Genomic DNA, 13,066 nt, shown 5'->3' on the forward strand with positions numbered 1-13,066 from the left:
GCCTTCGGCGGTTTCGCGCGCTTCGGTCGGAATGACCAGCAGCGCACGGCTCAGCGCATCGGTGGCGCTCAGCATGTCGCGGGCAAAGCCGGCGATCGCGTAGGAGCGGGTATCCGCCACATCGCGCTCGGTGCGCTTGCGCAGGTTTTCCATCTCGGCATGCGTGCGCAGCACGCGGTCCTTCAGCTCGATATTTTCCGCGCGAAGGGCCTCGACGGGATCGACCTCTGGGGTTTCGGTGGCCGGGATTTCGGTCTCCGGCGTTTCGCCCTGGGCGGCGTTCTCGTCGCTCATCATGGTTTCCATGGCCTCGATAATAAAAAAGTTTCGCCCCGCATATCGGCCAGAACGGTGCGCATTTCAATAGTTCAACATTTTAGGGGCGTTTGCGCGCCATCAGCCTTGTGAGCACATTGGCCGTATAATCCACCACCGGCACGATCCGCGCATAGTTGAGCCGCGTCGGCCCGATCACGCCCAAGACGCCAACCACCTTGTCATTGGCATCCTTATAGGGCGAGAGAATCACCGAAGACCCGGAGAGCGAAAACAGCTTGTTTTCCGAGCCGATGAAAATGCGCACCCCCTGCGCCTTCTCGGCATCACCCAAAAGCTCCAGCAAGCCTTCCTTGCTCTCCAGCTCATCGAAAAGCTGCCGCATCCGCTCCAGCTCGTCGCTCGCCATGGCGTCATTGAGCAGGTTCGCTCGCCCCCGCACGATCACCCGCGGCGCGGTTGAGGGCGAATCCTGCACCAGCGTCGCAATCCCATCGTCGACGAGCTTTTGCGTCAGTTCATCCAGCTCTGCCCGCTGCTCCGCCCGCCGCTCATCCAGCGCCTTTCGCGCTTCCGACAGCGTCCGCCCGACAACATAGTGCGCTAAATAATTGCTGGCCTGCTGCAGCGCCGCCGCCGTAAAGCCCGGCGGCAATTCGAGAATGCGGTTCTCTACCTGCCCGTCGTCGCCGACGAGAATCGCCATGGCCCGCGAACTGTCGAGCCGCACGAATTCCACATGCCGCATCACCATGTCGGCCTTGGTGGCAATCACCAGCCCCGCGCCCTGGCTCAGTCCCGACAGCAGGGAACTGGCTTCGGTAAGGAGGTCATCTACCTGCCGCCGCCCCGCATGACCTTCAATGTGCTGGGCAATGCTGCGCTTCTCGCTTTCATTGACCGCGCCGACTTCGAGCATGGAATCGACGAAAAACCGCAACCCCTGTTGCGTCGGCGCGCGCCCCGCCGAAGTATGCGGCGCCGCGATCAGTCCAAGATCTTCAAGATCGGCCATCACATTGCGCACGGAAGCTGGCGAAAGCTCGGTCTGCAAAAGTTTTGAAAGATCGCGCGACCCTACCGGCAGGCCGGTATCGAGATAACGCTCCACCAGCCGCCGGAAAATATCCTGGCTGCGATCATTCAGAACATTGAGAAAATCGTCGTGCGGACGGGCCATGAGCTGTGTTTTAGTTCAAATGATCGGCTTTAACCTTGCTCCCTCATTTAAGCGTTCAGTGCAAGGGCGGTAAGCTCTGGAGTGCTTGTTCCGCGGGGCGAGGAAGGTTAAGAGGCGGTAAACAGCAAAAGAGACGAGCCTTATGCGGCCTTCCGGACGCGCCCCAGACCAAATGCGGGCTGTCACCATCGAACGCAACGTTGCCATGAAAGCCGAAGGCTCCTGCCTCATTGCTTTCGGCAATACCAAGGTTTTGTGCACCGCCTCTGTCGAAACCAGCCTCCCCGGCTGGCTGCGCGGCAAGGGCCAGGGCTGGGTCACCGCCGAATACGGCATGCTGCCCCGCGCCACCGGCACCCGCACCCGTCGCGAAGCTACGGCAGGAAAGCAGTCCGGTCGCACGCAGGAAATTCAGCGTCTCATCGGCCGCTCGCTCCGCGCCGTCGTTGATCTGACCGCGCTCGGCGAATCCCAGATCACCCTCGATTGCGACGTTCTGGAAGCCGATGGCGGCACGCGTACCGCCTCGATCACCGGCGCCTATATCGCGCTGGCCGATGCCATCAAATGGCTCGAAGAGCGCAAACTGACCAAGGGCCCGGTCCTCAAGGATTCCGTCGCCGCCATTTCCAGCGGCATCTATCGCGGCTCTCCGGTGCTCGATCTCGACTATCTCGAAGACGTCGAAGCCGAAACCGACGCCAATTTCGTCATGACCGGTTCCGGCAAATTCGTCGAAATCCAGGGCACCGCCGAAGGCGCCCCCTTCGATCGCGACGAGCTCAATGCGCTGATGAACCTTGCTGGCAAGGGCATCTCGGAACTGACCCTGCTGCAACAGGCGGCCCTTTCCGCATGAGCATTTTCGATCTCCTGAAGAAGAGCCCCTCCGGCGTTGCGCGCCACATCCCCGAGGCGGGGAAGGATGCGGCGGTCGCCTCTAATTCCTCTCCCCATCGGGGAGAGGTGGCTCGGCGCAGCCGAGTCGGTGAGGGGGAGTTTCAGGCCGGCACCTGCGCCATCTGGAACGACATTCAACGCGCGCTGGAGTCCAAATGACCATCCCAAAACTCCGCCGCGGCGATCGTCTCGTCCTTGCCACCCACAATGCGGGCAAGCTCAAAGAATTCCAGGAGCTGTTCGCGCCCTTCGGCCTTGAGCTGATCTCCGCCGGCGATCTCGGCCTGCCCGAGCCCGAAGAAAACGGCACCACCTTTGCCGAAAACGCCCGCACCAAGGCACATGCCTCGGCCAAGGGCGCCAATATGTTGGCCCTTTCCGACGATAGCGGCATTTCCGTTGACGCGCTCGACGGCCAGCCCGGCGTTTACACTGCCGATTGGGCCGGCGTGCCCCGCAATTTCACCAATGCCATGCAGCGCGTTCAGGACGAACTGCTGGCAAAGGGCGCGACCACGCCCGAGCAACGTACTGCCGCCTTCAATGCCACGCTTTGCCTCGCCCATCCCGATGGCCGCGACGTGCTCTATGTCGGCAAGTGCGAAGGCATTCTTATTTGGCCGCCGCGCGGCATTCAGGGCCATGGTTACGACCCGATGTTCCAGCCCAATGGCTACGACATCACCTTCGGCGAAATGTCGCCCGAGCAAAAACATTCCTGGGCGCCCGGCGAAGAAGGTCTTTCCCACCGCGCTCGCGCCTTTGCCCAATTCGTGGAGAACCAGATTGAACAGAGCTGAGGACTTGATCCAAGGCTCCGTTCCATCAACCGCCGTCATTGCCGGGCTTGTCTTGGCAATCCATCTCGCCTCCGCATGGACCACGGGGAAATCGCACGCATGAGCAATCCCAACGACCTGTTCGGCGTCTACGTGCATTGGCCGTTCTGCGCGGCCAAGTGCCCCTATTGCGACTTCAACTCCCACGTTCATCGCGGCCCCTTCGACGAAGACGCCTTTGTTGAGGGCTACAAGAAAGAGATCGCCCACATGGCGAGCCTTTCTCCCGGCCGTCTCGTCCAGTCGATTTTCTTCGGCGGTGGCACGCCTTCGCTGATGTCGCCAAAAGCCGTCCAGACCATTTTGGACACCATTGCCGGCCATTGGCAGATCGACAGCAACGCCGAAATCACCCTCGAAGCCAACCCGACCTCGGTGGAAGTCGACCGCTTCAAGGGTTTCCGCTCCGCCGGCATCAACCGCGTCTCGCTTGGCGTTCAGTCGCTGCGCGCCGGTCCCCTGGCCGAACTCGGCCGCCGCCATACGGTAGAAGAAGCCGTCGCCGCCGTCCGCATCGCCCAGTCGGTTTTCGATCGCTCGAGCTTCGATCTCATCTATGCCCGCCCCAAGCAGACGCTTGAGGATTGGGAAGACGAATTGAAGGAAGCCATCTGGCTCGCCCGCGGTCACCTCAGCCTCTACCAGCTCACCATCGAGCAGGGCACGCGCTACTTTGACCTCTTCAATGCCGGCAAGCTGCAAATGCCGAACGAAGATCTCGGCGCCGATTTTTATGAGCTGACTCAGGAATTGACCGCCGCCGCTGGCATGCCGGCCTACGAGATTTCCAATCACGCCGTGCCTGGCCAGGAATCGCGCCATAACATGCTCTACTGGCGCTATGGCGAATATGCCGGCATTGGCCCGGGCGCCCACGGCCGCCTCCTGGTCAACCACCAGCGCCACGCCACCGCGACCGAGAAAATGCCCTTCGACTGGCTCAAACTCGTCAACGAGTTCGGCCACGGCATGACCACCAACGACGTCCTCACTTGGGAAGAACAGGGCGACGAATATCTCGTCATGGGCCTGCGTCTCAAGGAAGGCATTTCCCCCTCTCGCTTCATGTCCATCTCCGGCCGCACCATCGCCGAAAAACAGATCGAAGCGCTCAAGGGCTATGGTTTTGTCGAGACCCTGCCCAACGGCAATATCCGCGTGACTGAAAAGGGCTTTCCGGTCTTGGACGCTGTTGTCGCGGATCTGGCGGCTTAAAGTTTCGTCCCATCTACGGTCGTCGCCCCACCGGCGCCGACCTTTTTTATGGCCAGCGCATATTCCGCCCGGCCATTGGTCAAAAACCGAAACGCCCCATCCCGCCCATTGAATCCCGACGCGCCCGTAAGCAGCGCCGGATTATAGGGCGGTGTCGCCATCGACAGCGTATTCACATTAGCCAGAATCGTCGCCGTATAGGCAATCGTCGCCAGCGGATGCGGCCTTGAGCCAAACTTGGCCTGATAGTCCCCGGCAATGGCATTGAACCCGGCCTCATCAACCGCCGGATAGATCGCTCCCGCGAGCCCCGGCGTCGAATTGATCGTCGCATCGCCCGCCCAATCCGCGGACCCCACGATCTGCACCGCGTCCCCGGTCACCCCGGCGCTTGCCAGCGCCGCGGCAAATGCAGGCGCACTCGCCCGCTCGGGAATGAAGAAGGTATCGATCATACCGCGATCGATCTGCTGCTTGGCCTGCGCCACGATCTGCGCCGCCTCGCCCTGTCCTGAAAATGTGTAGACGGCTGGCGGCCCAAACCCGGCCGCGGTGGCTTGTTGCCGGAACGCGGTCGCCAGCGCCTCGCCATAAGGCGTCGCCGGAAAAGCCCCGGCCAGCCCGCGCCGTCCCTGTGCCTTCACATAGGCCATGGCGCGCTTCATCTCCATCTCCGGCAAGACCGATAGCAGATAGACGCCCTGCCCCGCGGCGCTGGCATTGTTGGAAAAGCCGATCAGCGGCACCCCGGCGCTCCGCGCCACATTGGAAACCGCCACCACCTGGTCGCCCTTCAGCGGCCCCAGGATCAGCTTTGCCCCACCGGCCACAGCCGCATTGGCCGCGTTCACCGCGCCGGCCGCACTATCGCCGGTATCGCGCAGCGTGATGGTGATATTTTCCGCGATGTTCGGATTGGCCTCGACAAAGGCAATAGCCAGCTTCGAGGCATTGGCCAGCGACCGTCCAACGGAAGCGAGCGACTGATCCCCTGAAAGCGGCAGCAGCAGCGCCACCGGCACCGGCCCGCGCCCAAACACCTCGCCACCCGATTGCGGCATCGGCGTGGGCGTCAGCGTCCCGCCGCCACTGTTCCCGCTACCGACATTGCCAGAGGGTTCACCCCAGCCCAAAGTGCGCGAACCGATCTGAAATGTGCCCGGCGAGCACGAGGTCAAAGCCATGCCGAGCGCGAGCGCAAAAACGCCGCGCCGCCATTTGGCATTTACCTGACCAAAACCCATGAAAGCGGTCCGAGATGCTCACAGTCTGTTAACAAACTGCCCTCATTTCGTTAAGCAAGTCTCAACCCGAGGAGCTTCCGGCGTGACCGATACCAAAGCCGAATATTTCATTGCCGGCTCGCCCTTTAGCGCCCCGCCGCTTGCCGCCGGCCTCTACGTCGTCTCGACCCCCATCGGCAACCTGCGCGACATCACCATCCGCGCCTTGGAAACCCTTGCCGCTGCCAGCTTGGTCCTTTGCGAAGACACCAGGACCTCCGCAAAACTCCTCGACCATTTTGGCATTCGCGGAAAACGCCAGCCATTACATGAACATAACGAGCGCGCTCGAGCCGAAGAAATCGTCTCCCGCATCGCCGCCGGCGAAGCCATCGCCCTGATTTCCGATGCCGGCACCCCCCTGCTGTCCGACCCCGGCTTCCCCCTCATCCGCGCCCTCGCCGAAGCCAATCTCCCCGTCTTCCCCATCCCCGGCGCCTCCGCACTTCTTTCGGCTTTGGTCGTCGCCGGCCTCCCCACCGACGCCTTCGCCTTCCATGGCTTCCTGCCCCCAAAATCAGGCGCCCGCGCTAACGCCTTGGCAAAACTGGTGGATTCACGTGAAACACTGGTCTTTTACGAGTCTCCCCGCCGCCTAGACGACACCCTCGCCGCCATGGCCGAAGTTTTTGGCGACCGCCAGGCCTCCGTCAGCCTCGAATTGACGAAGCGTTTTGAACGCACGTTTCGCGGATCGCTCGCTGAACTGGCGGAAAAATTCGCAGGCGAAGAAACCAAGGGCGAAGCCGTCATCGTCGTCGCTGGTGCCGCCGAACCCAGCGCTCCTGCCGCCGAAGACTGGCAGGCGGCCCTTGCAGAAGCCATGGCCGGTCAGCCCATGCGCTCGGCCGTCGATGAAATCGCAGCGCGCTACGGCCTGAAACGCAAAGAAGTTTACGATGCCGCCCTCGCCCTCAAGGCCCAGCAATAAAAGGCAAATTGCCGAACGCGGTGGCCAGCGCGGCGAGACGCTGGCGGCGCTTTTCCTGCAGCTAAAATTCTACCGCATCCGAAACCGCCGCTACAAAACCCCGATCGGCGAAATCGACCTCGTGGTCGAACGCAATGGCACCATCGCCTTCGTCGAAGTCAAAACCCGCGCTCATCATCTGCTCGAGGCCGAAGCGCTCGAGGCGGTAAACACATCGCGTATCGTCCGGGCCGCCGAACATTGGCTTGCGCGCCATCCGCGCGAAGCGGAAAAGACCTGCCGCTTCGACGTAATTTTCCTTGCACCCGGTCGCTGGCCGCGCCATCTCATCAACGCGTTCGAAAGCTAAGGGACAAAAATGTCGCTAAAAGTCGCCGTCCAGATGGACCACGTCTCCACCATCAATCCACGCGGCGACTCGACCTTCGCCATGATGCTCGAGGCCCAGGCCCGCGGCCACGAACTCCTCCATTACACGGCCAACACCCTGTCCCTGCGCGACAACGTCGTCACCGCTCTCGTCCAGCCGATCACGGTAACCGACGCCGAAAAGGGCCAGCATTTTACCCTTGGTGAATCGAAGCGCGTCGATCTCTCGACCCAGGATGTTATCCTGATGCGTCAGGATCCGCCCTTCGATATGAACTACATCACCATCACGCACATTCTCGAGCGTCTGCACCCCAAGACGCTGGTGGTGAACCCGCCGTCCGCCGTGCGCAATGCGCCCGAAAAAATCCTCGTCACCGATTTCCCGCAGCTGATGCCGCCAACGCTGGTGACGCGCGACCGCGCCGAAATCCACGCTTTCCGCAAAGAGCACGGCAACATCATCGTCAAGCCGCTCTACGGCAATGGCGGCGCAGGCGTCTTCTTCATCCAGGAAGGCGACCATAATCTCAATTCGCTGATTGAGCTGTTCGAGCACAATTACCCCGAGCCGTTCATGATCCAGAAGTATCTTCCGGATGTGCGGAAGGGCGACAAGCGCATCATCATCATCGATGGTGAACCCGTGGCCGGCCTCAACCGCATCCCGGCCGAAGGCGAAGCCCGCTCCAACATGCATGTCGGCGGTCGCCCTGAACTTTCCCCGCTCACCGAGCGCGAAAAGGAAATCTGCGCCACGATCGCTCCCGCGCTCAAGGAGCGCGACATGATCTTTGTCGGCATCGACGTCATCGGCGATTACCTCACCGAGATCAACGTCACCTCCCCCACCGGCATCCGCGAAATCAAGCGCTTCGGCGGCCCCGATATTGCTGTGATGATCTGGGACGCTATCGAGAAGCGTCGCGCCTAGCCAAAACTTGGCGGCACCCCGCAAATCCCGTAAGTGTCAGCTTTGGGTTTTGCGGGGATATCAGTGGACACTTCGGCTTTTCTCGTCGCCTTCGCGACGCTTTTCGCGACCGTCGGCGTGGCGGATATCGCCTTTATCTTCGCCGCACTGACCAAGGATCACACGCCGGCGCAGCGCCGCCTCTTTGCGACGCGCGGCGTTATCATCGCGCTGATGATCCTTTTGTTCTTCGCCTTCCTCGGCAATGCGATCCTCGAAGTTTTCGGCATCACCATCCCGGCTCTGCGCACCGCCGGCGGTGTTTTGCTGCTTCTCATCGCCATCGACATGGTCTTTGCGCGCCATTCGGGCGGCACCGGCACGACCGACGAGGAAGAAAGCGAAGCCCGCCACGCCCAGGATATTTCGGTGTTTCCGCTGGCCATGCCCCTCTTGGCCGGCCCCGGCGCCATCAGCGCTGTCATCCTGCTCACGACCGGTGCCCGCACCGATGCCGAGTTCTGGCTCGTCATCGCCGCCATCGTGGTGATCCTCGCCATAGCCTGGCTGACGCTGCTCGTCGCCATGCCCATTCAGCGTTTGCTTGGCCTGACCGGGCTTTCCGTCGTGTCCCGCGTCGTCGGCATCCTGCTCGCCGCCTTGGCCGTCCAGTTCGTCTTTGACGGCATCAAGGCTTCGGGACTGTTGGGCGGCTAAAAACCTATTTGGCGAACTGGCAGCGTCCGGTTGGCGCCAGCGCCGCAATCGCGCGGGGGTCGCATCCTGTGGACAGGAACATCAGCCAGTCATTGGTCGAGCCGTAGAACACGTTGCGATCGACCTCGCCGCGCACGCCTGGCACGACGCCGGTCTGCGTGTACTGCCAGAACGTCCACGGACGGTTTTCGTAGCGCTCATGCGGCTCGGCAGCGGTCGAGCGCAGCCAGAACGTGTTCGGGAAATACTCGCCCGCGAGAATGTCGCGGTGGAAGTTCATGTCGGTATAGATGATCGGCAGCTTGCCGGTATGGCGTTCCATCACATCCAGCATCAGCCGGATCTTTTCGAGCGCATCCGCCTTGTTCGGCTTCACCTTGCAGCTCGAATGGTTGTTCCATTCGAGATCGAGCACCGGCGGCAGTGCGCTCGGATCGTTCGGCACGTTCTGCACGAACCAGTTGGCCTGCTCCGAGGCGAGCGAGCACCAGGTCATGAAGTGATAGGCGCCGCGCGGCATGCCGGCATCGCGCGCGCGCTGCCAGTTCACGCGGAAATTGGGGTCGACATAGTCCTTGCCCTCGGTCGCCTTCATGAAGACGAAGTGGGTGCCGGCGGCGCGCGCCTTGGCGAAATCGACATTTTCCTGATAGCGCGCCACGTCGATGCCCTGCACCGGCATGTTGCGCGCCCGATCAACGCCCGAATGCGGACGGTTGTCGCCGGGAATGGCGCCATAAAGCCCGCCGCCGGTGGCGCAGGCCGCCAGAGCCGCCACGGCCAATCCCATCGCCGCGTGGCGGATGAGCGTGGAAACAGCTTTGGGCAGCAAGGCACGGGCCATGGACGAACTCGGAACACAGAGGACAAATCTGGCCTTTGATTCAACATGGCGCGGTTAATGGAAGTTTAGGGTAACCAATGTGGCAGCGCGCATGGTTAACAGGCCATTTTCTGTTCGCCCTCCGTTCTTGACTCGGCCTGCCCTTCTGCTAGCGTCACGAGGGGCTTGGGGGATTTTGGGGCATGGTGACCCGCGTCGCGACGGTGGCCTTTCAGGGTATCGATGCTGTGCCCGTGGACGTGCAGGTCCAGATCGCGCCCGGCCTGCCCAAATTCCTCATGGTGGGCCTGCCCGACAAGGCGGTGAAAGAGTCGAGCGAACGCGTCCGCGCAGCCCTCGTCGCCTCGGGGCTTGGCCTGCCGCCCAAGCGCATCACCATCAATCTCGCTCCCGCAGATCTCCCTAAGGAAGGCAGCCACTACGATTTGCCGATTGCTCTCGGGCTCATGGCGGCCATCGGCGCCATTCCCCAGGATACGCTCGATCGTTTTCTCGTTCTTGGCGAACTCGGTCTCGATGGTCGCCTTGCCCATGTCGATGGCGTCCTGCCCGCGGCCATTGCCGCTGCGTCGCGCGATCTGGGTATCATCTGCCCTAGCCAATCGGGCCCCGAAGCGGCCTGGGCGGGCGAAGAGATCGATATCGTCGCCGCCGATAGCCTGCTCGCGCTCGTCAATCACCTCGTCGGCCACCAATTGCAGGCGCGCCCTCGCCCCGGCCGGCACCTTGCCGACACCCGCGCTCTGCCCGACCTGTCCGACGTGCGCGGCCAGACCATTGCCCGAAGGGCGCTGGAAGTCGCTGCAGCCGGCGGCCACAATCTCCTGCTGGTCGGTCCGCCCGGCGCGGGAAAATCCATGCTGGCGGCGCGCCTTCCCTCGATTTTGCCGCCACTCAGCCCGCGCGAACTGCTCGATGTGTCGATGATCCAGTCCATCGCCGGCGAATTGGCCGGTGGCGCGCTGTCTGATCGACGTCCCTTCCGCGCCCCGCACCATTCGGCCTCGATGGCGGCCCTTGTGGGCGGCGGCCTGAAAGTGCGGCCGGGCGAAGCAAGTCTTGCCCACAATGGGGTGCTCTTTCTCGACGAACTGCCCGAATTTTCCCCCAGCGTGCTGGACAGCCTTCGACAGCCGCTCGAAAGCGGGGAAACCGTCATCGCCCGTGCCAATGCCCGCGTTGCCTATCCCAGCCGCTTCCAGCTCATAGCCGCGATGAATCCGTGCAAATGCGGCATGGCCGGCACGCCTGGCCATATCTGCAAGCGCGGCAATGCCTGCGCGGCCGACTATCAGGCGCGCATTTCCGGGCCCTTCCTTGATCGCATCGATATCCGCATCGACGTGCCCGCGGTTTCCGCCGCCGACATGATCGGCGCGCCGGGGGCCGCCGAACCCTCCTCGGCAGTGGCCGAGCGCGTCGCCCGGGCCCGCGATCGCCAGCGGCAGCGCTACGAAGCGGCCGGCGTGCCCGAAATTCTCACCAATGCGGCAGCCGGCTCAACGCTGATCGAAAGACTGGTCGAGCCCGACCGAGAAAGCCAGGCCCTGCTGCTCCAAGCGGCCGAGCGCTTCAACCTTTCGGCCCGTGCCTATCATCGGGTGTTGAAAGTCGCACGCACGCTTGCCGATCTGGCCGGGGTCGATAAGGTGGCGCGGCCCCATATCGCCGAGGCATTGAGCTACCGGCTCAATTTCGGCGCCGCCTGATCTTCTGGAGTTCTCCCCCATGCAGCACCGCATTTCGGCCGGCGTTCTCGCCCTGCGCGACGGGAAAATCCTGCTGGTGCGTCATTTTCGGCCGGGCAAGCATGATTTCTGGGCTGGTCCGGGCGGCGGCGCCGAGGGCAGCGAAGAGCTGCACGAGGCTGCCATGCGCGAGGCCTTTGAGGAAACCGGCCTGCATGTGAAAACCGGCCCGATGGCCTATATCGACGAACTGGTCGACGATTGGGGCCGCATCGTCAAATTCTGGTTTGTCGCCGACTATCTTTCGGGCGAGATTGATGTTTCGGCCAATCCCGCCGAGGGCGAAAGCATTTCCGAGGCCGGCTGGTTTTCGCGCGATGATCTGCCGCAAGGCCATGTTTTTCCTGAGGTTTTGCGCGGGCGCTTCTGGGAGGACCTCAAGACCGGCTTTCCTGCGCCCATCAAGCTGCCGCTCCGGAAGTCGATTTTCTAGGCCCCTGACGTGCAGCGCGGTAAACTGGTGCAATGGAACGATGCTCGTGGCTTCGGCTTTGTCGAAGCCGCAGATGGCGCCCGATATTTCGTCCACATTTCAAGCATTGGTCGCATCGCGACACGTCCGCGAGAGGGCGATGCCGTGACGTTCCTGGCGCGAAAAGGTAAAGACGGGCGTTTCGAGGCGCAATCGGTGACCATTCTGGGCGCTAGTCCCAAATCGACCCCGCAGCAGCTTCGGAGGGGCACGGAAGCGCCGACGCAAATTGGCTGGCGCCTGCCGCTGGCCGGCACCATGGCAATCCTGCTCCTTGTGGGGCTAGCCCTCGGGCGCCTCCCCTGGCAGCTCGCCCTGGCCTACGTCGCTATGGGATTGATCGCGTTTGTCGCCTATGGGCGCGACAAGCGCCTTGCCGAAAGCGGGCGCTGGCGCATCAGCGAGGCTACGCTTCTGGGGCTGGATTTCTGCTTCGGCCTTCTGGGCGGCCTGCTCGGCCAGCAGCTTTTCCGTCACAAGACACGAAAGCGTGGCTATGTCGCGACCACCGTGCTGATTTCGGCCGTTCATCTGCTCTGGCTTGGTGGTTTAGCGCTTGGTTTCATCGGAACCGGCGAGATTTCCGACCTACTCGCCGATTTCACCCGCGCACTATCCTGATCCCATCAGTGTTTCACGTGAATCCGTAAAACCGCTCAGCCCTCATGGGCGCGGCGGTCGCGCGTCCAGCTATCGCGCCATTCCCGCTCCAGCACCGCCCGGCGCTTGCCATAGCGCTCCTCGGTCACCACGAGATTGATGATCCGATCCGTCCGGAAATTGCGAAAATCCTGGCGGAGCAGGCACCAGGCGGCAATCGTCTGCTTACCCTCGTAAAAAGCAAGGCCCACCGGCCAAAGCGTGCGGCTGGTCGCCCGGCCCTGCTCATCTTCATAGTCGATCGTGACCGCCCGCTCGAGCCGCATGGCGAGGCGGATATCGCCCAGCACCGGAATGGGCTTTCGTGCGCCCCACACGGCCACCGGCCAGAGCGCGGTGTCGCTGATGCGATCACGCAGGTCCTCCGGTGAGGCCGTGGCGATTTTCGCCAGCGCATTGCGCGCCGCTGCCCCGAGGCCATCGTCGGGCTGGGTTTCCACCCAGCGGGCGCCGAGCACCAGCGCTTCCATTTCTTCAGGCGAAAACATCAGCGGCGGCAGGAAAAAGCCGGGTTTCAGCATATAGCCGATCCCAGCTTCGCCATCGATCGGCGCACCAAGGCCGATGAGCGTCTGAATATCGCGATAGAGCGTGCGCACCGAAACGCCCTGCTCTTCGGCCAGCGCGGCGGCGGTCACCGGCCGGCGGTGGCGCCTCAGGGCGTCCATGATGGCGAAAAGCCGTTCGGTCTTGTCCATGCTTTACCCTCCCGCGCAGGC

The 13,066-nt window shown here is 62.6% G+C and carries 16 protein-coding genes; 11 read left to right on the plus strand and 5 right to left on the minus strand.

The window, feature by feature from the left end; genetic code table 11:
• Together grpE and hrcA are read right to left on the minus strand one after the other, a co-directional pair.
• A partial coding sequence (grpE, locus tag J0I64_RS09115; protein ID WP_291407352.1) for a nucleotide exchange factor GrpE occupies nt 1-294 on the minus strand: 294 nt, incomplete at its 3' end.
• Nucleotides 295-376: 82 nt separating this feature from the next.
• Nucleotides 377-1,456, minus strand: coding sequence for a heat-inducible transcriptional repressor HrcA (gene hrcA / locus J0I64_RS09120; protein WP_291407354.1), 1,080 nt, complete (start codon nt 1,454-1,456; stop codon nt 377-379).
• Between the two features lie 142 nt (nt 1,457-1,598).
• Between hrcA and rph the strand changes: the two genes are divergently transcribed.
• From rph to hemW, 4 genes are all read left to right on the plus strand, one after another.
• Entirely contained in the window at nt 1,599-2,315 is a 717-nt protein-coding gene (rph, locus tag J0I64_RS09125) for a ribonuclease PH (RefSeq protein WP_291407356.1), read from the plus strand.
• Nucleotides 2,312-2,515, plus strand: coding sequence for a hypothetical protein (locus J0I64_RS09130; RefSeq protein WP_291407357.1), 204 nt, complete (start codon nt 2,312-2,314; stop codon nt 2,513-2,515). Before rph ends, J0I64_RS09130 begins: the two co-directional genes overlap by 4 nt.
• Complete coding sequence (locus J0I64_RS09135) at nt 2,512-3,156, plus strand: non-canonical purine NTP pyrophosphatase (protein WP_291407360.1); 645 nt, start codon at nt 2,512-2,514, stop codon at nt 3,154-3,156. Before J0I64_RS09130 ends, J0I64_RS09135 begins: the two co-directional genes overlap by 4 nt.
• A 99-nt stretch (nt 3,157-3,255) precedes the next feature.
• A complete protein-coding gene (gene hemW, locus J0I64_RS09140) occupies nt 3,256-4,410 on the plus strand; it encodes a radical SAM family heme chaperone HemW (protein ID WP_291407363.1) in 1,155 nt (384 codons plus the stop codon).
• Here the strand turns inward: hemW and J0I64_RS09145 are convergent.
• Nucleotides 4,407-5,654: a penicillin-binding protein activator gene (locus J0I64_RS09145; protein ID WP_291407365.1), complete on the minus strand. Its 1,248-nt coding sequence runs from the start codon at nt 5,652-5,654 to the stop codon at nt 4,407-4,409. The genes hemW and J0I64_RS09145 overlap by 4 nt on opposite strands.
• An 82-nt stretch (nt 5,655-5,736) precedes the next feature.
• On the opposite strand from J0I64_RS09145, the gene rsmI reads away from it, so the two are divergent.
• From rsmI to J0I64_RS09165, 4 genes are all read left to right on the plus strand, one after another.
• Nucleotides 5,737-6,624, plus strand: coding sequence for a 16S rRNA (cytidine(1402)-2'-O)-methyltransferase (gene rsmI / locus J0I64_RS09150; protein ID WP_291407367.1), 888 nt, complete (start codon nt 5,737-5,739; stop codon nt 6,622-6,624).
• Nucleotides 6,593-6,973 (plus strand): YraN family protein, encoded by a 381-nt coding sequence (locus J0I64_RS09155; protein ID WP_291407369.1) that lies wholly within the window; start codon nt 6,593-6,595, stop codon nt 6,971-6,973. Before rsmI ends, J0I64_RS09155 begins: the two co-directional genes overlap by 32 nt.
• A 9-nt stretch (nt 6,974-6,982) precedes the next feature.
• Nucleotides 6,983-7,927 carry a glutathione synthase gene (gshB, locus tag J0I64_RS09160; protein ID WP_291407371.1) on the plus strand — a complete coding sequence of 315 codons (945 nt, stop codon included), beginning with the start codon at nt 6,983-6,985 and terminating at the stop codon, nt 7,925-7,927.
• A gap of 63 nt (nt 7,928-7,990) precedes the next feature.
• Nucleotides 7,991-8,623, plus strand: a complete 633-nt coding sequence (locus tag J0I64_RS09165) for a MarC family protein (protein ID WP_291407373.1) — start codon at nt 7,991-7,993, stop codon at nt 8,621-8,623.
• A gap of 4 nt (nt 8,624-8,627) precedes the next feature.
• Here J0I64_RS09165 and J0I64_RS09170 read toward each other — a convergent pair whose 3' ends face one another.
• A complete protein-coding gene (locus J0I64_RS09170; RefSeq protein WP_291407375.1) occupies nt 8,628-9,467 on the minus strand; it encodes a GH25 family lysozyme in 840 nt (279 codons plus the stop codon).
• Between the two features lie 182 nt (nt 9,468-9,649).
• Between J0I64_RS09170 and J0I64_RS09175 the strand changes: the two genes are divergently transcribed.
• The 3 genes from J0I64_RS09175 to J0I64_RS09185 are packed head-to-tail and all read left to right on the plus strand — an operon-like array spanning nt 9,650 to nt 12,308.
• Nucleotides 9,650-11,176, plus strand: a complete 1,527-nt coding sequence (locus J0I64_RS09175) for a YifB family Mg chelatase-like AAA ATPase (protein WP_291407376.1) — start codon at nt 9,650-9,652, stop codon at nt 11,174-11,176.
• Nucleotides 11,177-11,195: 19 nt separating this feature from the next.
• A complete protein-coding gene (locus J0I64_RS09180) occupies nt 11,196-11,648 on the plus strand; it encodes an NUDIX hydrolase (RefSeq protein WP_291407378.1) in 453 nt (150 codons plus the stop codon).
• A 9-nt stretch (nt 11,649-11,657) separates the two neighbouring features.
• Nucleotides 11,658-12,308, plus strand: a complete 651-nt coding sequence (locus tag J0I64_RS09185) for a cold shock and DUF1294 domain-containing protein (RefSeq protein WP_291407380.1) — start codon at nt 11,658-11,660, stop codon at nt 12,306-12,308.
• Nucleotides 12,309-12,343: 35 nt separating this feature from the next.
• On the opposite strand, the gene J0I64_RS09190 is transcribed toward J0I64_RS09185, so the two are convergent.
• A complete protein-coding gene (locus J0I64_RS09190; protein ID WP_291407382.1) occupies nt 12,344-13,045 on the minus strand; it encodes a YafY family protein in 702 nt (233 codons plus the stop codon).
• Between the last annotated feature and the right edge of the window lie 21 nt (nt 13,046-13,066).

The sequence above is a fragment of the Devosia sp. genome, assembly GCF_017307565.1.
Lineage (GTDB): Bacteria > Pseudomonadota > Alphaproteobacteria > Rhizobiales > Devosiaceae > Devosia.